The following is a 19,710-nucleotide window of genomic DNA, read 5'->3' as shown; positions in this document are numbered from 1 at the left end:
GGGGGTTTTTCGTTGTCCACAGCCAATCTTCCCGTCGCTAACCCGCCAACTTCCGCCGGGTATTCACGCCGGGTAGAGCACCACTTCGGCGGCCTTGACCACAAAATACACTTCAGTGCCCGGCTGCAGGCCCAGTTCCGCCGCCGCTGCCGGGGAAATATCCGCAGACAGCGCACCGGCACGGACCCGGATCTGTTCGCCCTGGGGCTCCAACTCGCCCACGCTGACCTTGAAACAGTTGCGCGGACTGCCCTGCGGCGGTGCCAGGAACACAGACACGGCCGACGGCGCAAACGCAGCCATGCCTTCCAGCCCACCTGCCGGCTGTGGTGCTTCCGCGCACGCGGAAACGAGGCGGCCGGCAACCCGTCTGCCGTCGCGCATAAGCAGTGAGCCTGCTTCCAAGACTCCCTGGAGCACGTTGAGCCCCGCCAGGGACGCGGCGAAGGCACTGCGCGGATGAGCCAGCACAGCTGCCGTGGGGCCGGACTCAACGATGCGCCCGCCGTCCATGACGATGATGCGGTCTGCCAGCAGAAGGGCATCGAGGACGCTGTGGGTGACGATGATGGCGCTGCGCCCCGCCAGCACACGTTTCAGCAGGCTGCGTAGAAATGGTGCACTGTTCACGTCGAGGGCTGCCATGGGTTCATCGAGAAGCAATAGCTCCGGTTCGGTGGCTAGGGCTCTGGCCAGTGCCACACGCTGTGCCTGGCCACCGGAAAGCTGGGATGGGAGCCGGGTGGCCAGCTCTGAGGCATCCACTTCCTGCAGCCAATGGGCAGCGGAGACCCGGCTGTCCGCCTTGCCCCGGCCCTGGCTGCGCGGACCAAAGGCGACGTTTTCCAGCACGTTCAGATGCGGGAACAGCAGCGGGTCCTGGGCCAGGACACCGAGCCCACGCTCATGCGGTGGCAGCCATTGTGCGCCGGGGGAGAGGCTGAAGAGGGCACGGCCCTGCAGAACCGCGCTGCCGGAGTCGGGCTTCAGCAAACCCGCCAACATTTGCACCACGGAAGACTTCCCTGCACCGTTGGGCCCCATGATGGCGAGTGTTTCGCCGGCGTCGAGGGTCAGGTCCAGCTTCACGTTGCGTGCTGCAATGGTGGCGTTGAACTCCAAGGTCATGGAGTGTCCTCCTGCGACACGAGGGCGCGCAGCGGGGACTTCGGTGCCCGGTATGTCAGGGCCACCACGAGCACGGCGACGGCGATGAGTAGGAATGACAGGGCGACGGCGGCCTCGGGGTCGGTCTCACGCTGCAGGTAGATTTCCAGCGGCAGGGTCCGAGTGACACCCTGCAAGCTGCCGGCAAATGTCAGCGTGGCGCCAAATTCGCCCAGGCAACGGGCGAAGGACAAGACTGCCCCCGAAATGAGCCCGGGGAGCACCAGCGGAAGGGTTATCCGCCGCAGCACTGTGCCGGGGCGTGCACCGAGGGTGGCGGCAACGGCCTCATACTTTTGACCAGCCGTGCGCAGCGTGCCTTCCAGACTGAGCACCAAAAACGGCAGGGCCACAAAGGTCTGTGCCATGATCACGGCGGTGGTGGAGAAGGCAATATTGACGCCCACCACCGTCAGCGACTTGCCAATCAAGCCCTCGCGGCCGAAGGTGTACAGCAGCGCCAAACCGCCCACCACCGGCGGCACCACGAGAGGGAGCAGGATCAGCGCCCGCAAAATACGCTGTCCAAAAAACTGCGCCCGGGCTAGCAGCAGTGCCAATGGAACTCCAAAAACGATGCACAGGGCGGTGCTGGCCGCAGCTGTCTTCAGGCTCAATACCAGCGCAGCCACAGAAGACTCCGAGGTGACAAGCGCCCCAAACTGTCCCCAGTTGACCTGCGCCACCATCCCGGCCAGTGGTAGCAGAATGAACAAGGCCCCCACCGCCGCAACGAGGTAAACCCACCTCGGAACGCCGGTGTACTGCCAAGTGCGACCGTGCCCACGAGCAGCCGGACGGCTGGTTTTAGGGAGCACCAAAACCGGCATTCTGCAGCACCTTTTGTCCCTCGGTGCCAGTGACCAGGGCGATGAAGCCTTGTGCCAATTCCGGTACCTTCGTTGTGCTGACGGCAGCTATCGGGTACTGGTTGACTGTGGGATTGGCCAAGTCCAGTGGAATGCTGATGACTTTGTCCCCTGCCGTGGTGGCATCGGTGACGTAAACGAGTCCGGCGTCAGCCTCGCCGGAGGTGACTTTGCCCAAAACGCTTGTCACCGACAGTTCCTCACTGACGGGGGACAAGGTCAGGCCTGCACCGGCGGCGTCCGCCTTAGTGGCGGCACCGCAGGGAACCTGGGGTGCGCACACTACCAGCTTTACGCCGGGCTTGGCGGCGTCGGCAAAGCTGGTGATGTTGGCAGGATTGCCTGGGGGCACTACGAGTGTGAGTACATTGCTGGCAAAGGCGACGGGGGAGTCCTTGGCCAAACCGGCATCGCTGAGTTTTTTCATGTTCGCGTTGTCGGCGGAGGCAAATACATCGGCCGGGGCGCCCTGGGTGATTTGGGTGACAAGTGTGGAGGAGCCGTCAAAACTCAAGGACACCTTGACTTGGGGATTCTCCGCCTCAAATTCGTTGGCAAGCACAGTGAACGTCGTCTTCAGGGACGCTGCCGCGTAGACGTTCAACGTGCCGGAGAGCTCGGCTGCTGCAGTCCTTGTTGTGTTTGCTTCGGCACCTGGGGCGCCCGGGCCCGTCGCGGCCGGCCCGCAACCGGACAGGCTCATGGCGAGCACCAAGGTGCCAGCAGCAAAGGCGCCAAGCCGCAGCTGTTGGCGTTTTGGGTACGCTGATTTGTTGAACAGTGTCATGAGTGGCTCCCATCGCTGGGTACTTCGATGATGACGTTGGTGGATTTAACAACCGCGGTGGCCACCGAACCCGGTTCAAGCTTCAAGTCCCTGACGGCTTCACTGCTCATCAGTGACACCACCCGGAACGGACCACATTGCAACTCAACCTGCGCCATGACCTTGTCCATGACTATGGTGGTCACGAGCCCTACGAAGCGGTTCCGGGCTGAACTGCCAACACGCGTAGGATCCTGGGGTGGCGCGGACTGTTTTTTGGCCAGCGCAGCCAGCTCAACGCCGTCGACCACCATTCGGCCCTGCTGGTCCTTGCTGCCATGCAGCGTTCCGTTCTCGAGCCAACGACGTACGGTGTCGCCGCTGACACCCAGAAAACGAGCTGCTTCAGATACTCGAATATGTGCCATAGCCCCATGCTATATCTGCATCTGCGTAATTTTCACTATATTTCATTGGTAGATGAGAAGTTTGAACGTGCTGTTCCGCGGGGACTGCACAAAAAAGTGCCCCGCACAGCAGATGCTGCGCGGGGCACCCAAAGGTGAACTACAGCTTGTCGAACTCGGTCTCATCCACGGTGTCGGGGGCGTTGATGGCGGCCTGCGCCGGGGCGCTGCCGCTCTTCAAAGCGGCCAGCCGGGCTTCAATCTCGGTCTGTTCGCCCAAGTCTTCCAAGGAGTTGAACTGTGCGTCCAGGCTGGAGGCGGCAAGTTCGTTCTGACCGCGGACCTTGGCTTCTTCGCGGCGGATCTTTTCCTCAAAGCGGCTGACTTCGCTGGTGGAATCCATGATGTCGATGCTTTTGAGCGCGTCATGGACCTGGGTCTGGGCTTGGGCCGTCTTCGAACGGGCGATCAGCTCGTTGCGCTTGCTGGCCAACTCGTCCAGCTTGCCGTGCATCTGCTGCAAACCGGTCTTGAGCTTGTCGACAACATCGGTCTGCGCAGCGATTTGGGGTTCAGCAGAGCGGGCCTCGCTCTCGGAGGACATTTGGCGCTGCAGGGCAACTTTGGCCAGGTTGTCGAACTTCTGCCCATCGGCGGAATTGCCGGCAGCACGGAATTCGTCGGCTTTGCGGCTGGCAGCCAGTGCCTTGGAACCCCAATCCTGTGCGGACTTGATGTCCTCGTTGTAGTCATCCTCGAGCATGCGCAGGTTACCGATGGTCTGCGCTACAGCCGATTCAGCTTCATTGATACTGGCCTTGTAATCACGCACCATCTGGTCAAGCATCTTCTGTGGATCCTCGGCCTGGTCCAACAGGGCGTTGATATTTGCCTTGGCCAACTGCGCGATCCGGCCAAAAATTGACTGCTTTGCCATTCTCTATCCCCTTATATTTGCTGGTTTTATCAGTACAAAATCTCGATGGGTGCTGCCAAGGACGTCCAGGAGTGCCTAACACCCTAGGGACCCCTCCCATTGTTGCCCTTGCCGACTTGCTTCGCAATCTTCGCCGGGTCAGTGACTGCTTAGAAGTTGCCGCCGCTGCCGCCGAAACCTCCGCCGCCACCGCCTCCACCTCCACCGAAGCCGCCGCCGCCACCGCCACCCCCGCCGAAACCCCCACCGCCGCCAAAGCCTCCTCCACCTCCGGAGAGCAAGCCGCCGATGATGCCGCCAAGGACGGCGCCGCCGATCCCGCCACCCATGGAACCGCCGCCACCATAGCCACCACGGCCTCCACCACCAAAGCGGTCCACGTCATTTTGGGCATATTGGATGGCCTGTTTGGCCAGTTGCTGGGCCTGCTGTGCATACGTCAACGCGTTGGCAGGATCGGACTCAGAAATGGAAACTGCGTAGTCGAAGTTGCGTTGGGCCTCGGACAATCGAGTCCTGGCAGCCGAACCGACCCCTCCGCGACGTGCCGCAATGAAATCCTCAGCCGTGGATATGGTCGCCTGGGCCCCAGCAAGTGTTTGCTGCAGTGCAGCCTGTGCACGCAGTGCCTGCTGTTGTTGGTTGCGCAGGCCGGTGAGCAGTTCATCGAGCTGGCCATGTGCCGCCTGCACAGCCGCCAGTTGGGCGAGCGGGTCCGGTTTGCCGGCTGAAGCGTTGGTGCGCACCTCGTTGAGCAGTGCCTCAGCAGCCTGGACTGTGGGTGCATAGCGGGCAAATTGTTCCGCAGAAACCATTGACTTGGCTTGCTCCAGGTCCTTCAGTGCGTCCGGCAGGGCCGTACCCATGGTGGCGGCGGCATCCTTGATGGCCGCCTCCGTTTTGCCAATGGCCTCCAGCAGCACCTTGTACTGCAGGAGGCTTTCCTGGGCAGCTTTGACGGACACCGCGGCGCCTGCCGTATCTGCGGTGGCCAGCTTCGCATCGGCATCGGCAACGGCCGTGTCGACAAAATCCAGACGGTCGGTGGCTTGTGCCATGTTGTCGCGCACGGGCGCCACTGCGTCCTCGGAGTAGCGTGCCGTCAGGTCGGTCAGCTTTTGCTCAGCCCCGGCCACTGCGGCACGCGCTTCGAGCGTCTGGGCGCGGATTGTGCCCAGTACTTCAGGGGCGGTTCGCTCCAGTTCACGCAATTCGTCAAAGGCGGTCTTTTGCGCATCCAAAGCTGCGTTGGCGTCTTCGCTGCGCTTGATGATCTCACCAAGCCATTGCCGTTGCTCTTCAATGGTGTCGGGGATTTCATCGTCCAACTGCTGTTGCAGCTTGAAAGACTCCGCCAAGTGGGTTTTGGCACTGGCCAGAGCAACCTGAAAAGGCTTGACGGCCTCATCGCCGTAGGAAGCCTGGGCAAAACCAACTTCATGCTCACTGCTCTTGATGGCGTCATCGGCGGCGATCAACAATGAGCCAGCCTTGGTGCGCAGCTCCGGAATGGTCATGCCGGCGTTGGGGTCAAGCGGCTTCCCGTCCGCTCCGTAACCCTTTTCCGTGGCCTCCGCCGCTGATTTCCTGCGCTTGTTTCGCAGGTACAGGGCCGTGCCTGCACCACCAACGACGACGACGCCCCCAACTCCCAGCGCCACGAATCCTCCCGTGGGGTTGGGGACGTTGCCCTTGCCTCCGCCGGCTGCATCGCCCAAGGCGGCGGCGGTGTCGATGGCTGCTTGAGCCCAGTTTCCAGCGGAGAGCTGGGGTTTGATGGCGCTCGACTGGATGGTGGAGCCTTGGGCTGCCGTCAGGAATGTGTTGGTGCCGCCAATGAATGCATACTGTTTTGTCTGAACGGCAACGGCCAGCAGGGCATCGAACTGGCCCATGTTCTTCTCGGTGGCGACTGTTTGGGCCCACGTCTTCTGGGCCTGCCCGTCAAAGGAATCGACATAGACCACGAAGAGCGTAACGCCGTGGTCCTTGCTCAATTTCGTGAGCGCGTTTTGAACCTCTGCCTTTTGGTTGCCGAGCACATTCGCGTTGTCAACGATGTAGGTACCACCGGGGATGGTCACCGGCGGTTCGGCCTGTGCTAAGGACGCCGGGCCCAGCATGAGAATTACCAGCGCCAGCGCCGCCAGAAAGGGGGAAAACAGCCTTAAACGTGCAAACATTGCTCACCTTTTGGATGTTGGACCATTGCAGGATTCGGTCTTATCACTTCACACGATACTATGGCGTTGTTTTGATTGGTGGGCGGATTTCCGGAGCGCTGCGAACAGGTGCGGACAAGCCGGGGCAAGGTCGCAACTGAACGGCATGGGACATAATGGAATTTGACGAACCTTCACAGCTGCCTTCCAGCGAACGTTCGTCAATGCATCAGCAGCGAACGAGAAGATGAAAGTCAATAGAGAGTTCATCACTTGGGATTTCAATGAAGGGAAAGCTGATGTCAGAGAACAACGGCGAACACACCACATCTAATGAGGGCGAGTACGAGCAGGCTCCCGTGACTCCCGAACAGACACCGGAACGGGCCGCCACGCAGCAGCCCACCGAAGCCATCCAAGCCACCGAAGCCAATGTTCAGCAGAACCCGGAATCCCAGCAGAACGCAGCTCCGAGCTACGGCGCCCCGGCGGCTCCGCCTGCTGGAACTCCGAGCTATGGTGCGCCGGCATACGGCGGCCCGGCTTCGTCCCAGAGCCCGGCTTTCTCGCAGAATCCGACAGAGCGTATTCCCACCAACTTTGCTACCCACAACCAGCAGGGCCAGCAGCCACACACCAACGAGTACGGCCAGCCTGCGCACTCAAGTCAGGCATACGGCCCTGCCACCCACTCGGGGACGGGCCAAGCTGGACCGGGGTACCCGGCGTCGAACGCATACCCCCACACCTTGGCACCAGCCGTCACGGCCAAGCCGAAGCAGCGCAAGAAGGTCGGCATGGGCCTGTTCTCCGCCAGCGTTCTGGCGGCGGCACTGGTGGGCGGCTTGGTAGCAGGTGGAACGAGCTTCCTGCTTGACCAACAGGGCAACAACACGGTGGCCAGTTCAAGCCAGCAAAGCGCGCCACTTGTCATCAACAACCCCACCTCCGTCAACCAGGTCAGCGCGGCTGCAGCAAAGGCCATGCCGTCCGTTGTGACCATTTCCGCCACCAGCGGCAACTCCGGCGGTACCGGGTCGGGCATCATCTTGGACACTGCGGGCCACATTTTAACCAACACCCATGTGGTGACTCTTGACGGCGCTGCGGCACACGCGGACATCGAGGTGCAGTTGAGCAACAACAAGGTCTACAAGGCCACGATCGTGGGAACAGACCCGCTCTCCGACCTTGCCGTGGTCAAGATTGACGCCCCGAATCTGGTTCCGGCAACCCTGGGCCAGTCGGGCAAGATCAATGTTGGTGACACTGTCATTGCGATCGGCTCACCGCTGGGCTTGAACGGAACGGTCACAGACGGCATTGTCTCCACGCTGAACCGCACCATTCAGGTGGCATCCTCAGCCGTACCGACCACGCCAAGCGACTCCTCACAAACCCCGTCCGACGGCGGCAACGGCTTCCGCTTCTCGCCTCCAGGCGGGGAGCAGAACGCCACTGCGGCACAGGGCACTGTCAACCTGAATGTGATCCAGACCGATGCAGCCATCAACCCCGGCAACTCCGGTGGCGCGCTGGTCAACTCGGAGGGCCAGGTGGTGGGCGTGAACGTGGCCATCGCCTCGACTGGCAGTTCCTCCAGCTCTTCCAGCCAGAGCGGCAACATCGGTGTGGGCTTCTCCATCCCGATCGACCACGCCCAGCAGGTGGCGCAGCAGATCATCAAGACCGGCACGGCCACTCACGGCCAGCTGGGTGTCAGCGTCAGCGCCACGTCCGCAGGCACAACGGGCAGCACCTTCTCGACGGGCGCCACCATCCAGGATGTGACGGCCGGAAGTGCCGCCGCCAAGGCAGGACTGCAAGAGGGTGATGTCATCACGCAACTCGGTGATCGCAGCATCACCGATCCGGCCAGTCTCACGGCAGCGGTCCGTGAGCAGCCAGGTGGCGCCACGGTGAAGATCAACTTCACCCGCAACGGAGCAGCCCAGTCGGTGGATGTCACCCTTGACACCATGCCGGCAAGCTAACTGCCGCAACGCACCAACAAGAGTCCTCTTCGGCCACCGTATTTCAACGGCAGGAAGGGGACTTTTGTTGTGTGATGTGCCGTTGAATATACTCGGTTTCGCGCAGTTTCAGGGTCGGCTTGTTCGCCACGAGTAAAGAATCGACCCAGTGGATACACGCCATGGCAGCTTCGAACTAAGCTGTTGGGGTAGGCCAAGGGCGAACCCGCCGCACCCGCCCCGACACGGGGACGGGGAGCTGCGCACCATCCGTCCATGACACAAAGGACAGCAGTGGAAAATTCAGCACTGAACATTGTGGTACTCGTGAAGTACGTGCCAGATGCGCAATTTGACCGTCACCTGATCGGTGACGCCCACACCATCGACCGCAGCGAAAGCATCCTTTCCGAATTGGATGAATACGCGTTGGAGGCCGCGTTGGCCTTGACTGACGCCCGTGGCGGAGCGAAGGCCGGCAACGTGGTGACGGCCCTGACGCTGGGCCCCGCGTCCGCCGCCGTGGCCGTGAAAAAGTCGCTGCAGATCGGCGCCACCCAAGGCTTGCACGTCAACGACGAAGCACTGGCCGGTTCCGATGCCTGGGCCACCTCCCTTGCGCTTGCCGCAGCCATCAAAACGCTCGGCCCGGTGGACCTTGTCATTACCGGCATGGCCTCCACTGACGGGGAAACCTCGATCATTCCCGCCCAGTTGGCAGCCCGTCTGGGTTTGCCGCAGGTGACCTTCGCCTCGGCGCTGGAGGTTGACGGCGGTACCGTGACGGCACGCCGCGACGGGGATGACTACTCGGAGGAAATCCAGGCCTCCCTGCCTGCCCTGGTCTCCGTGACCGATCAGGCCAACGACCCGCGCTACCCGAACTTCAAGGGCATCATTGCCGCGAAGAAGAAGAAGGTGACCACCGTGTCCTTGGCGGATCTGGGCTTGTCCGCGTCCGACGTCGGACTTGCCGGATCGCTGACCACGGTCAGTGCCGCTGCCGAACGCCCCGCGCGCACGGCCGGCACCATCATCACCGACTCCGGCGACGCAGGCATCCAACTCGTTGACTTCCTGGCCGCGCAGAAACTGATCTAAGGACCCCTCCATGACCGCAATTGTTGTTTATGTTGATCAGCTCGACGCCTCCGGCAAGATTTCCACCACCGTTGCGCAACTGCTGACGTTGGCTCGCGGCGCCGGGGAACCGGTGGCCGTGGTGGCTGGTCCGGTAAGTGCGGAACTGCTTGCCGAGCTGGGCGCGTACGGTGTGGCCCGGGTGCTGCACTCCGAGCAGGCTGAACTGGGTGAGTTCCTGGTTGCGCCGAAGGCCGACCTTGTAGCCCAGGCCGCGGCGGCTGTTTCTGCCAGCGCCGTGTTGGTGGACAACAGCGCCACCGGCAAGGAAATCGCGGCCCGTGTTGGCGTTGCGTTGAGTGCAGGCGTCATCACCGACGCCGTGTCCGTGACGTACGACGGCGACGCGCTCGTGGCGCACAAATCCGTGCTGGCGGGCTCCTACACCGTTGAGGCACGGGCCACCTCGGCCGTGTCCGTCATCAGTGTCAAGGCGCACAGCGTCGAGGCGTCTCTGGCCAGCGAAGCGGCCGTTGCCGCCGTCGAGGTAGTTGAGGTTGCGTTTGCCGCTGCAAGCCTGGGCGCACGCGTCACCAAACGCACCGCGCGTGCGGCTTCCGGGCGCCCCGAACTGGAGGATGCCCGCATCATTGTGGCCGGCGGACGCGGTGTTGACGGTGACTTCTCTCCCGTGGAGGAGCTGGCCGACGTACTGGGTGCAGCGGTGGGTGCTTCACGCGCCGCGACTGATGCCGGCTGGATCTCGCACGCTTCACAGGTGGGCCAGACCGGCAAGAAGGTCTCCCCTGCGCTGTACATCTCGGTGGGCATCTCCGGTGCCATCCAGCAAAAGGCGGGCATGCAGACCTCGAAGCTCATTGTGGCAGTGAACAAGGATTCGGAATCACCCATCTTTGAAATTGCCGACTTCGGCATTGTGGGCGACCTGTTCAAGGTCCTGCCGCAGGCCGTCGAAGAGATCAAAAAGCGCCGCGCATAACCGAGCGCAAACGGTGATGGGGCTTGTCGGGGATCCAGGATCCCGACAAGCCCCATCGTTTAATGCGGACTGCCCGGGGTTATCCACAGTTGGCACGATCCGGCTGTTCCGCCCATGAAACTGGTGCAAGGCTTGAGGCATGGACACGCCCAGGCTCCTCAGGTCGGCGGACTACGACAGGCTTGGTCAGGACCGCCGCAAGCTCGCCACGCTGCACCACAGAGGCGAAATTGTTCGCATACGCCGTGGTATTTACGTGAGATCAAATGAATGGAATGGGCTTCAGCCGAAGGAACAATACGGTTTGCGCGCACTGGCCCTGGCTCAGGCAGCAGAAAACGAGCCAGTTTTTTGTCATGCCACGGCGGCGCTTTTGTGGGGTTTATGGATTGTGGGTGTGCCACAAAAGCTGCACTCTGTGACGGAGGTGGCCACCAGTGGGCGCAGTACCTGCAGTGTGGTGCGCCACGTGGGTTCCCTGTCCAAGGGGGTGCGGCAAAGCGGACCGTTCCTGCTCACCGACAAACTCACCACAACATTGCAGTTGGTCAGTACCTTTTCCTTCCCCTACGCCGTTGCGGTCTGCGACTCAAGCCTGCACCTCCCCGAAAACCGTGGCATTGTCAACCAATTTACGGCCCCTGGCGTGAACACTGCGGGGCACATGCCGAGATGGGAGACTGACTGTCCGCAGGGCCCGGCACTGTCGGTTGACGAGCTGCGAGCCGGAGCTGGACTGTTGCGCAGTAAAGCTGCCCGGAAACGAGTCCTGGCAGTAATCGACTTTGCTTCTGGGCTGTCGGGGTCGGCGGGTGAGTCGCTCAGCCGGGCGAAGATGTTGCAGCTGGGATTTCCTGCCCCCGTCCTCCAGAAACGGTTTGCGCTGCGCGATGGCAGTGACGCCTTCGTTGACTTTTGGTTCGAAGAGCAGCAGGTGGTGGCTGAATTTGACGGGATGGGAAAGTACCTCAGGTCAGATTGGGGTGGGGGACTTTCACTCCAAGCCAGAATCATCGCTGAAAAGCAACGCGAAGATCAGATCCGTGCCCACGGCGTGGGATTTACCAGGTGGGACTGGAAAGAAATGATGAACCGTGACAGGTTGACTTACATCCTGCGCCAGGCTGGACTGCCGCAAATCTAGGCCCGCAGGCTCGAAGCGTCCCTAGTGTACAAAAATGCCATGGTTTGACGGAAATGCCACGGTACAAACCCTGGCATTTCTGGCAAACGGTGGCATTATTCACAAAGTGTGGCAAATTCCAGCAAATTAGGCGGGTACGGTTCCGCTGCCAATGAGGGCGTCGGAGTTCATTTCCACCTGTGGGCCCACGGAATGGATGAAGTCGCGGCGGACTCGGGCAATAGCTTCCGGGTCACGGGGAAGCAGGGTGCGCCAGCCGCTGCCCATGACCAGGTTCCAGGCCATGGCGTCATCCACGGTCAATGTCAGCGGATGCGCTGCAACCGCCACGTTCTCCAGACCGCGGGCACTGAGCCAAGCGGCCAGCAACTCTGCCGAAGCGACGCGCGCCATGTTCCGGTTGGCTTCCGGGACCACACCCGCGAGTCGGGGCCGCTCCTTGATGGCAGCTTCCAGGATGCGCCCGGCAAAGGGCTCCAACGCCCCTTCAACCCACGTGCTGGTGACTATGCGGCCACCGGGACGGAGCATGGAGGCGAGGTGTTCGAAGCCTGCTTCCATGTCTGCGAAGAAAAACATGCTGTAGGAACACAGGACGGCGTCAAACGTGCGGTGACCGCGCCAGGCGGTCACATCGGCTTCCGTCAACGTCGTGTTGAAAATACCTTCTTCGGCCAGATTCGCAGCAGCGATACGCAGCAGTCCAGTGGAGAGGTCGACGCCGTCGACAGTGCCGGTGGTGCCAACGGCGTGAGCAGCGGGGATGGTTGCAGCCCCGGTCCCACAGCAGGCGTCAAGAACTTTTTCCCCTGCCTGGAGAGCGGCTGTTGCCACCACATCCCGCCCCATGGGGTCCCACAGCTTGTCCGACCACGCCTCAAATTGCAGTGCGCCATCGGTGAATGCCAAGCCAGGATCGCGAGCGGACATGTTTTCCTCCAGTGGGTGAAATGGGTCAGGCGGCACAAGGCCACCAAAATTATCAGGCGTTGATTTGTGCGCCGGCAAAACCGTTTTGGCGCCAGGCCTCGTAAACGGCGATGGAGGCGGCGTTGGCCAAATTCAACGACCGCAGCGATGGTCGCATGGGCAGGCGGACGCGGGCCGTAATGTGCGGATCCAGCTTCACCTCGGCGGGTAGGCCTGAGGATTCCTTCCCAAACATCAACACATCTGATGGCTGGTACGCGATGTCCGTGTAGCTGCTTTCACCATCGGAGGTGAAGGCAAAGACGCGTTCCGGGGCCAGCACAGTCCACGCGTCCTTCAACGTCTTGTGGACCGTCACCACGGCAAGGTCGTGGTAGTCAAGACCTGCCCGGCGCAACTTGGCGTCGGAGAAGTCAAAGCCCAGTGGCTCAACAAGGTGCAGTTCAGCACCGGTGATGGCGGCCAAACGAATGGCATTGCCGGTGTTGCCGGGGATCTCGGGGGTGAGGAAGAGGATGCGAAACACGTTTTTATCCTACCGTCAGTGACGTCTGTGGTTGAACCGGACGGTGCTAGTACATTCCGCCCAGCAGCCTGTCCAGAACGTGCAAGTCAACAACGTTGGGGGAGGGGCCGGAGGCCAGGAATGCTTTGGCCTCGCGCACAAAACGGGCGGAGTTGGCCACGTTGATGGTGTTGGACCCGTCGGGGTCGGTGCCCCGGGCATAGTCGATGACAGGTTCAAAGAGATTTCCGGTACTGCTGTGCACGCACACCCAAGCCGTGACATTGCATTCTGGGAAAAGCTCTTGGAATGCCCTCGCGGCAGGAATCAGCTGGGGAGGGGCAGCCACCTTGCTGCCGTGAACGAGGGTGCTGCCGTCCCAGCGGAATGCGCCGTTGGGAACGAGCATGGAACCGATGAGCGCTATGCGGTAGCCGGAGACAAGCACGTGGTCCACGTAACCTTTGCCGCCAGGTGCTGTGAGGCCGTTGATGAGCCGGGCTGCAGGGATGCCGGGCAGAACCTGTTGCATGATCAACTGTGCCGTGCGTGCTTCTCGGGCCAGACGCGAAGACGCCCCAAAAAGTCCGCGCTTCCGCGGGGAACCATGCACAGGTTGGGCTGCTTTGCTTCGTGGCATGAGCGGAGACTCTCCGCTGGCCAGGTCTTCATACGGCGGTAGGTAGACTGCTGGATCACTTGCCGCGGAACGAGCTTTGCTATTGGCGCGGCGGGTGTTGAAGCCGCCGGAACCGCTGTTGGAAGCGGCGCGGGCGGAGGAGTGGGCGGAGTATTCTCTGGATGCGCCGGCAGCCCGTGAACCTGAGCTGGCCGGGGCGGTGCTGCGTCCTACAGCCCCGTAGGACCTGTCGTAGGCCTGCCGGCGTGCCGGGTCCACAAGAACCTCATATGCTTGCGTGATTTGGCGGAACAAGGCAGGGTCCCCACCCCTGTCAGGATGAGCGATCCGCGCCGCCTTGCGGTAGGCGATCTTGATCTCGCGTTCAGTGGCCGTGCGTGCAAGTCCGAGGACTTGGTAATGCGTGAGGAACTTCTCGCCCACCGGGGACCTTTCGTTAGCCAGGCAGTGCCAAAAGCTCAGTCTAGCCGCCCGCGCCGGGCCACAATGCCCCGGGTCATGCACATCCGCTGGCATAATTGCACGTGCCATGAGAACCGTCCCCGCCACCGCACACCGCAGCTGCGCAGCGCTCCGATGAGCGCGCCCGAGCCGTTGCGGATCGTGGTGGCCATCAACCCCCGGGCAGCCTTTGGCGGGAAGGGATTGAAGTCCCCAGGACGCATCGGCGAGATGGCAGTGGCACATATGCGCAGCGCCGGACACGACGTCAGTGTTCTGCGGCGCCGGGACTACGCAGCCCTGCGTGAGGCCGTCGACGCCGAGCTTGCCACCGGTGCCCAAGCCCTCGTGGTGGTGGGCGGGGACGGCATGGTCCACCTTGGCGCCAACACCTTGGCCCACACGGACATCCCCTTGGGCATCATCCCGGCCGGGACCGGCAATGACGGTGCCCGCGGACTGGGCCTGGACCCCAATGACCCGCGCGCCGCCGTCGAACGCTTCCTCGCAGCCTGCCAGCGGGCACCGCGCACCGTTGACTTGGGCCGCATAGAGCGTAAAGGCCATCCGCCGGTTTGGTTCATGTGCGCGCTGTCAGCCGGCTTTGACGCACTCGTGAACGAGCGGGCCAACGGCTGGCGGTGGCCGCGCGGGCCCATGCGCTACAACCTGGCGATTCTGCGCGAGCTGGCCACCTTGAAACCGTTGAGCTATTCACTGGTGGTGGATGGGGACGTGCGCAGGCAGCGGGCCATCTTGATGTCCATTTCCAATTTGGTGTCCATCGGCGGTGGCATGAAAATCACCCCCGGCGCCAAGTGCGACGACGGCCAGCTGGACTTGTTCGTTGTCTCGCCAGTGTCGCGTTTCGAATTCCTGCGCATCTACCCCAAGGTGTTCTCCGGCCGGCACACCAGTCATCGCGTGGTGAGCATTGAACGCGTGGGTGAAGTGTTCATCGATTCACCCGGGCTGGTGGCCTACGCTGACGGGGAGCGGATTGGTCCGCTGCCGGCCACCGTCAAAGTGGACCCGGCAGCCCTGCGGGTGTGGGTTTAGTGGCGGCAGCACGGGTAGGTACAGTGGATCCTGTGAATCTAAGGGGACGCTCAACGATACGAGCAAAGGCAACTGTGGGGCTTGCCATTGCGGCGCTCGCAGCATTGAGTGGGTGCAGCATTGCCATTCCCTCGTCCGTGCCGGAAACCACGGCGCAGCCCACCCCGCCACCCACCTACGCGCCGCCCACCGTGGTGGCCGGCCATGACGCGGCCGCAGTGGCAGCAGCCCCGATGACGTTTGCCGCCGGGGCAACTCTTTCGCCGGGAGTGGCCGTTGAATTCAGTGACATCCTGGGTCAGCCGCCGCAGGACTATGCACAAACGCCCGGCCCGCCTGACTGGAAAATACTGAAAAAGAACGTAGCCGGCCAGACACAGTACAGCAACGACGCCGGCTGCCAGCTGGCCCATTGGACTACCACGAACCAGGGCCCGCTCATCACGCAGGGTGACGACAAAGCGTCTTCCACAGCGCTGCTGAAATACCTGATTCCCTCCGTCATGGATTCGACACTGACGGAGGCGGCGCTGCCGTGGGTTGCCGATGCGGGCAAGCCCGGGCCAACGATTGCTTTTCTGGCCTTCAACACCAAGGCAGCCAAGGGTGTCATGGCCAGCACGGTGTGGGCGCGGATGCTCGGCACTGCGGACACCGGCTTGCTGGTCACCCTGGCATGCCCCAGTGACGCGCTGCTGGCTTCCACGACGCCTGCGGTGATGGAGAAATTGTCGGTCGCTCCGCCGTCGAACTAGCCCACGGTGGGGCGCACATAGCGCAGGAAAAGCATGGAATCCGCCTTCATGATGCGGGTCAGCGTCATGCCCGCGGCTACTGTTGACGGTTCGACGGCGCGACCGCTCGCGATGCGCCCTGCCGAGCCTCCCACCAGCATGGGTGAGATGGTCAAGCAGAGCTCGTCCACTTTTCCGGCTGCGGCGAACGTGCCCAGCAATGTTGGCCCGCCCTCGGAATGAAGCTGGGTGAAACCCCGTGCGGCAAGCTCGGAAATGACGAGCGCGACATCCAAGGAGTCCGTGCCCACCGTGATGACCTCAGCCACCTCGGACAGTGCCTCCCGGCGCTCCTCGGGGGCTGATTCGAGCGTCAAAATAAGTGGCCGTACCGGAGCTTTCTGAAAGACTTCCAGACCGGCGTCCAAGTTCAAGGTTCCGGAGACAATGGCCAAGGGAGGGTGTGCAGAGAGCCAGTTCTCCTCCCGCCATTTCTGTGCGGTCTTGCTCAGCAGCTCGCCTCCGTAGCCTTCGGACCTGATGGTTTGGGCACCCACCACAATGACGTCGGCACTTTGCCGCAGCAGGGAGAAAATGCGTTGGTCCCAGGCGTTGCCCAACTGTCCCGAGCGGCCTTCCACGGAGGCGGCACCGTCAATGCTGGAGATGAAATTGAAACTCACCCATGGCGTTCCGGCGCGCCCGCGCTCTGGGGGCGGCGCCAGGAGTTCGTGCTCCAAGGCCGACGCAGAGAGAACGGCAGGGTCGGGGAAGATTCTCTCAAGCATGGGGGATGTCCTCTGCTAAATCGTTGGGTGCAGCTCTTACTAGCTGGCTGAACTGGTGGATGGCGCAGGGTAGTTGGCGTCGCCCATGTTGTGCTTGAGGTACGCTGGCGCGCGCCACCCAAGAACCGCCTCAGTCATGCCGATGGCCGACTTCGCCGACGCCACGTTGTGCATGCGCAGAATTCGGGCCCCACCGAGAATGCACACCACTCCGGCCGCCAGCGAGCCCTCAAGACGTTCGTCCTTGGCCTGGTTGAGGGTCTCACCGATGAAGTCCTTGTTGGAGACTGCCGCCAGTGATGGGAAGCCCAGGGCGGCAATCTCGTTGAAGCGGCGCGTGATTTCCAGCGTGTGGAGGGTGTTTTTGTTGAGGTCGTGCCCCGGATCGACAATGATTTTATCTGCCGGAACGCCCAGTGAGAGTGCCAGTTCCACCTTCCGGGCCAGAAAACCGGCCACTTCGGCGACAACGTCCTCATAGTGCGGGTGCGGATAAACGGTGCGGGGGCTGGCCAATGAATGCGTAATGACCAAATGCGCACCGGACTCCGCCACCACGGATGCCAGCTCCGGATTGGATAACCCGGTGGTGTCGTTGATGACGGTGGCCCCTGCGGTAATGCTGAGGGCTGCCACCTCCGGCAGGAACGTGTCAACGGAGATGATCACGTCGCTGGCGGCAGCCACGGCAGCGATAACCGGCACCACCCGGTCCGCTTCCTCCCCGGCGCTCAGCGCCGGCCCCGGCGCAAACGGCACCCCGCCAATGTCAACCCAGTCGGCGCCGTCGTCCACGGCCGCCAGTGACGCGGCAACCGCAGCGTCAAGGGCAAACGTGGCACCGGCGTCGTAAAACGAATCCGGGGTCCTGTTGATGATGGCCATGAGCGCAACCTGCCGGCTGAAATCGATGGTGCGTGTGCCGAACCGGTGAACTGGGTGGAGCAGCGGCGGCGTGTAAAACGGGGCTGCCGTGGCAGGGGCGGAAGTGGTCATACCCACTATCAAATATCTTCCAGCGGGGTTTCCGGGTCAGCCAGCTTGGCCGTGTCGACGGTGCGGCCGGAGGAGATGAGTGCCTTGATGCCGTCCTGAACGTCCCAAATGTTGACGTTCATGCCGGCCACCACGCGTCCTTCCAACACCCAGAACGCCACAAACTCGCGCTTCTCCAGACTTCCACGGACCACGACTTCGGCATCCTTGGTCAGCGCGCCGAAGCCTGAATATTCCATGCCGAGGTCAAACTGGTCGGTGTAGAAGTAGGGGATGTCATCGAGCACGGCGGTCTGTCCCAGCATGGACTTGGCTGCGACCTTTCCGCTGGCAATCGCGTTGGCCCAGTGTTCGGAGCGGGCGTAGGCGCCGGTGACGGGGTGCATGGCGTTGGCAACGTCGCCCGCCGCAAACACGTCAGCAGCCGAGGTTTGCAGGCTCGAGGTGACCTCAATGCCATTGGTGATGGTGAGTCCGGCGTCCTTGGCCAACGCAACGTTGGGCACCACACCGACGGCCACAATGACAATGTCCGCGGGCAGCGTGACCCCGGTGGTGGTCAGGACGGAGGTGACGGTTCCGTCGGTGCCCTGGATTTCAGCGGCGCTGGCCGGGAGCACAAACTGCACGCCTGCTTCCTTGTGGCGGTCGGCAAACACCGTGCCGAGCTCATTGCCAATTGCCACCGACAACGGCACGTCCTCAAGGCCCATCAACGCCACCTTGTTGCCGAGCTCCGTGGCTGTGGCGGCAATTTCCATGCCAATCCAACCGGAGCCGATCATGACCACGTTCTTGCCGCCCCCGGTGAAGAGCTCCTTCATGGCGAGGCTGTCTGCTTTGGTCCGGAACGTGTAAACGCCCTTGAGGTCGACGCCGGGAAACGGGATGTGGCGCGGGGCGGCACCTGTTGCCAGGAGCACCTTGGCATACGGCAGTGTGGTGCCGTTGCTCAAGCCAACCGTGTGGGCGGCGGGGTCAAGGGTGGTGGCGGCCGTGCCGGTCAGAACCGTGACGTTGTTCTCCGGGTACCAGCTTGCAGGCAGCGGCAACAGGGCGTCCTCGCCTTCCTTGCCAGCCAAAAACCCCTTGGACAGGGGAGGGCGCTGGTAGGGGATTTCCGGCTCGTCGGCCACGATCGTGACAGGGCCGGTGAAGCCTTCCTTGCGGAGGGTTTCGGCGGCGGTGGCTGCGGTGAGGCCGCCACCGATGATGACCATTCCTGCGTCTGCGGCGGAAGGTGTGCTTGATTCGCTCATGATCGAAACTCTTTCCTTGGAAATTTTGTGTCTCTTATATGAATGTAGGCCTACGGCACCGAAGTGCATGGTGAAAGTGCTAGTGGGGGAACTGCTCGCGTAAGGGGCCGGCGTCGGACAACAGGCCGGTAAACACTGAGGTGCGCGTCAGGGTACCGGAGGTCTGTACGCCGCGCAGCGACATGCAGGTGTGCTCGGCCTCCATGACCACGCCCACCCCGCGCGGGGCCAGCGTGTTCTCAAGCCAATCGGCGATTTGTTGGGTAAGTCGTTCCTGCACTTGGAGATCGCGGGAGAAGAGTTCGACGCCGCGGGCCAGCTTTGAGAGCCCAAAGAGCCGGTCGCCGGGCAGGTAGCCTACATGGGCCACGCCCCGGAACGGCAACAGATGGTGCTGACACAGTGAATGGAAGGGAATGTCCTTCACCAGCACAAGACCTTGGTATCCGTCCTCATTGGGGAACGTGGTCCATGAAGTTTCACGCGGGGTGAGCATTTCGGCATACGCGGCAGCCACTCTGCGGGGAGTGTCCAAAAGGTGGGGGTTGGTTTCGTCACGGCCCAGTGCCCGGAGGAACTCGGCAATGGCTGCTTCGGCTCTCGGGAGGTCGATCGTGGACGGGAGTGTCAACGGTTCCGAGTCTTCAAAGGTGAGCAAGTCAGGCAGCGCTGCACTGGAGAGGGACATATCCAACCCTTTCTAAAGATTGTATTATTGACTTTAGAAGCGCAGACTCAAAGCGTCAAGCAAGCATGTCATAAACAACGAACTGTCAGGCATAGGCGGCCAGTGCCGCCGATGTGACATGGCAAGAGAGCACAGAGGCCACTAGTCATGAATCAGCCCGTGCAG

At 62.2% G+C, this 19,710-nt stretch carries 19 protein-coding genes; 6 read left to right on the top strand and 13 right to left on the bottom strand.

The window, feature by feature from the left end:
* Window positions 1–63 precede the first annotated feature (63 nt).
* From Q4P21_RS01940 to Q4P21_RS01915, 6 genes are all read right to left on the bottom strand, one after another.
* On the bottom strand, window positions 64–1,128 hold the full coding sequence (locus Q4P21_RS01940; RefSeq protein ID WP_303387184.1) for a sulfate/molybdate ABC transporter ATP-binding protein: 1,065 nt from the start codon (window positions 1,126–1,128) through the stop codon (window positions 64–66).
* Window positions 1,125–1,997, bottom strand: coding sequence for an ABC transporter permease (locus Q4P21_RS01935; RefSeq protein WP_303387183.1), 873 nt, complete (start codon window positions 1,995–1,997; stop codon window positions 1,125–1,127). The genes Q4P21_RS01940 and Q4P21_RS01935 overlap by 4 nt, the downstream gene beginning before the upstream one ends.
* On the bottom strand, window positions 1,975–2,823 hold the full coding sequence (modA, locus tag Q4P21_RS01930; protein WP_303387182.1) for a molybdate ABC transporter substrate-binding protein: 849 nt from the start codon (window positions 2,821–2,823) through the stop codon (window positions 1,975–1,977). The genes Q4P21_RS01935 and modA overlap by 23 nt, the downstream gene beginning before the upstream one ends.
* A complete protein-coding gene (locus Q4P21_RS01925) occupies window positions 2,820–3,230 on the bottom strand; it encodes a molybdopterin-binding protein (RefSeq protein ID WP_303387181.1) in 411 nt (136 codons plus the stop codon). The genes modA and Q4P21_RS01925 overlap by 4 nt, the downstream gene beginning before the upstream one ends.
* Window positions 3,231–3,369: 139 nt before the next feature.
* Window positions 3,370–4,146, bottom strand: a complete 777-nt coding sequence (locus Q4P21_RS01920) for a PspA/IM30 family protein (RefSeq protein WP_207343858.1) — start codon at window positions 4,144–4,146, stop codon at window positions 3,370–3,372.
* Window positions 4,147–4,295: 149 nt separating this feature from the next.
* Window positions 4,296–6,329 (bottom strand): TPM domain-containing protein, encoded by a 2,034-nt coding sequence (locus tag Q4P21_RS01915; RefSeq protein ID WP_303387180.1) that lies wholly within the window; start codon window positions 6,327–6,329, stop codon window positions 4,296–4,298.
* A gap of 278 nt (window positions 6,330–6,607) precedes the next feature.
* Here Q4P21_RS01915 and Q4P21_RS01910 point away from each other — a divergent pair, with 278 nt between their 5' ends.
* The 4 genes from Q4P21_RS01910 to Q4P21_RS01895 all read left to right on the top strand — a co-directional run bounded on the left by Q4P21_RS01910 (window position 6,608) and on the right by Q4P21_RS01895 (window position 11,505).
* Window positions 6,608–8,302 carry a S1C family serine protease gene (locus tag Q4P21_RS01910; RefSeq protein WP_303387179.1) on the top strand — a complete coding sequence of 565 codons (1,695 nt, stop codon included), beginning with the start codon at window positions 6,608–6,610 and terminating at the stop codon, window positions 8,300–8,302.
* Between the two features lie 255 nt (window positions 8,303–8,557).
* A complete protein-coding gene (locus Q4P21_RS01905; RefSeq protein WP_303387178.1) occupies window positions 8,558–9,382 on the top strand; it encodes an electron transfer flavoprotein subunit beta/FixA family protein in 825 nt (274 codons plus the stop codon).
* Window positions 9,383–9,392: 10 nt separating this feature from the next.
* Window positions 9,393–10,361: an electron transfer flavoprotein subunit alpha/FixB family protein gene (locus tag Q4P21_RS01900; protein ID WP_303387177.1), complete on the top strand. Its 969-nt coding sequence runs from the start codon at window positions 9,393–9,395 to the stop codon at window positions 10,359–10,361.
* 397 nt (window positions 10,362–10,758) lie between these two features.
* Complete coding sequence (locus Q4P21_RS01895) at window positions 10,759–11,505, top strand: hypothetical protein (protein ID WP_303387176.1); 747 nt, start codon at window positions 10,759–10,761, stop codon at window positions 11,503–11,505.
* A gap of 126 nt (window positions 11,506–11,631) precedes the next feature.
* Here the strand turns inward: Q4P21_RS01895 and Q4P21_RS01890 are convergent, their stop codons facing one another.
* The 3 genes from Q4P21_RS01890 to Q4P21_RS01880 are packed head-to-tail and all read right to left on the bottom strand — an operon-like array spanning window position 11,632 to window position 14,003.
* Entirely contained in the window at window positions 11,632–12,435 is an 804-nt protein-coding gene (locus Q4P21_RS01890) for a class I SAM-dependent methyltransferase (RefSeq protein ID WP_303387175.1), read from the bottom strand.
* A gap of 52 nt (window positions 12,436–12,487) precedes the next feature.
* Entirely contained in the window at window positions 12,488–12,961 is a 474-nt protein-coding gene (locus tag Q4P21_RS01885) for a tRNA (cytidine(34)-2'-O)-methyltransferase (protein WP_303387174.1), read from the bottom strand.
* A 46-nt stretch (window positions 12,962–13,007) separates the two neighbouring features.
* Window positions 13,008–14,003 (bottom strand): J domain-containing protein, encoded by a 996-nt coding sequence (locus Q4P21_RS01880; RefSeq protein ID WP_303387173.1) that lies wholly within the window; start codon window positions 14,001–14,003, stop codon window positions 13,008–13,010.
* A gap of 153 nt (window positions 14,004–14,156) precedes the next feature.
* On the opposite strand from Q4P21_RS01880, the gene Q4P21_RS01875 reads away from it, so the two are divergent.
* Together Q4P21_RS01875 and Q4P21_RS01870 are read left to right on the top strand one after the other, a co-directional pair.
* On the top strand, window positions 14,157–15,080 hold the full coding sequence (locus tag Q4P21_RS01875; RefSeq protein ID WP_303387172.1) for a diacylglycerol kinase family protein: 924 nt from the start codon (window positions 14,157–14,159) through the stop codon (window positions 15,078–15,080).
* 74 nt (window positions 15,081–15,154) lie between these two features.
* Complete coding sequence (locus tag Q4P21_RS01870) at window positions 15,155–15,835, top strand: hypothetical protein (RefSeq protein ID WP_303387171.1); 681 nt, start codon at window positions 15,155–15,157, stop codon at window positions 15,833–15,835.
* Here Q4P21_RS01870 and Q4P21_RS01865 read toward each other — a convergent pair.
* The 4 genes from Q4P21_RS01865 to folE form a co-directional block, all read right to left on the bottom strand.
* Window positions 15,832–16,602, bottom strand: a complete 771-nt coding sequence (locus Q4P21_RS01865) for a pyrimidine reductase family protein (RefSeq protein ID WP_303387170.1) — start codon at window positions 16,600–16,602, stop codon at window positions 15,832–15,834. The two genes, Q4P21_RS01870 and Q4P21_RS01865, sit on opposite strands and share 4 nt — an antisense overlap.
* 39 nt (window positions 16,603–16,641) lie before the next feature.
* The gene (gene folP, locus Q4P21_RS01860; RefSeq protein ID WP_303387169.1) at window positions 16,642–17,598 is read right to left on the bottom strand and encodes a dihydropteroate synthase; all 957 of its coding nucleotides are present in this window, start codon (window positions 17,596–17,598) and stop codon (window positions 16,642–16,644) included.
* An 8-nt stretch (window positions 17,599–17,606) separates the two neighbouring features.
* Window positions 17,607–18,857 (bottom strand): NAD(P)/FAD-dependent oxidoreductase, encoded by a 1,251-nt coding sequence (locus tag Q4P21_RS01855; protein WP_303387168.1) that lies wholly within the window; start codon window positions 18,855–18,857, stop codon window positions 17,607–17,609.
* Window positions 18,858–18,936: 79 nt separating this feature from the next.
* The gene (gene folE, locus Q4P21_RS01850) at window positions 18,937–19,545 is read right to left on the bottom strand and encodes a GTP cyclohydrolase I (RefSeq protein ID WP_303387167.1); all 609 of its coding nucleotides are present in this window, start codon (window positions 19,543–19,545) and stop codon (window positions 18,937–18,939) included.
* Window positions 19,546–19,710: the final 165 nt, after the last annotated feature.

The sequence above is a fragment of the Arthrobacter sp. genome, from assembly GCF_030540645.1.
Lineage (GTDB): Bacteria > Actinomycetota > Actinomycetes > Actinomycetales > Micrococcaceae > Specibacter.
This window is presented reverse-complemented; position numbering and strand designations above follow the sequence as displayed.

Coding starts and splice junctions, on each gene's coding strand:
- modA (WP_303387182.1), bottom strand. CDS start 2,823: ATGACACTGTTCAACAAATCAGCGTACCCAAAACGCCAACAGCTGCGG.
- Q4P21_RS01920 (WP_207343858.1), bottom strand. CDS start 4,146: ATGGCAAAGCAGTCAATTTTTGGCCGGATCGCGCAGTTGGCCAAGGCA.
- Q4P21_RS01890 (WP_303387175.1), bottom strand. CDS start 12,435: ATGTCCGCTCGCGATCCTGGCTTGGCATTCACCGATGGCGCACTGCAA.
- folE (WP_303387167.1), bottom strand. CDS start 19,545: ATGTCCCTCTCCAGTGCAGCGCTGCCTGACTTGCTCACCTTTGAAGAC.
- Q4P21_RS01855 (WP_303387168.1), bottom strand. CDS start 18,857: ATGAGCGAATCAAGCACACCTTCCGCCGCAGACGCAGGAATGGTCATC.
- Q4P21_RS01875 (WP_303387172.1), top strand. CDS start 14,157: ATGAGCGCGCCCGAGCCGTTGCGGATCGTGGTGGCCATCAACCCCCGG.
- Q4P21_RS01865 (WP_303387170.1), bottom strand. CDS start 16,602: ATGCTTGAGAGAATCTTCCCCGACCCTGCCGTTCTCTCTGCGTCGGCC.
- folP (WP_303387169.1), bottom strand. CDS start 17,598: ATGACCACTTCCGCCCCTGCCACGGCAGCCCCGTTTTACACGCCGCCG.
- Q4P21_RS01900 (WP_303387177.1), top strand. CDS start 9,393: ATGACCGCAATTGTTGTTTATGTTGATCAGCTCGACGCCTCCGGCAAG.
- Q4P21_RS01935 (WP_303387183.1), bottom strand. CDS start 1,997: ATGCCGGTTTTGGTGCTCCCTAAAACCAGCCGTCCGGCTGCTCGTGGG.
- Q4P21_RS01925 (WP_303387181.1), bottom strand. CDS start 3,230: ATGGCACATATTCGAGTATCTGAAGCAGCTCGTTTTCTGGGTGTCAGC.
- Q4P21_RS01910 (WP_303387179.1), top strand. CDS start 6,608: ATGTCAGAGAACAACGGCGAACACACCACATCTAATGAGGGCGAGTAC.
- Q4P21_RS01940 (WP_303387184.1), bottom strand. CDS start 1,128: ATGACCTTGGAGTTCAACGCCACCATTGCAGCACGCAACGTGAAGCTG.
- Q4P21_RS01905 (WP_303387178.1), top strand. CDS start 8,558: ATGACACAAAGGACAGCAGTGGAAAATTCAGCACTGAACATTGTGGTA.
- Q4P21_RS01915 (WP_303387180.1), bottom strand. CDS start 6,329: ATGTTTGCACGTTTAAGGCTGTTTTCCCCCTTTCTGGCGGCGCTGGCG.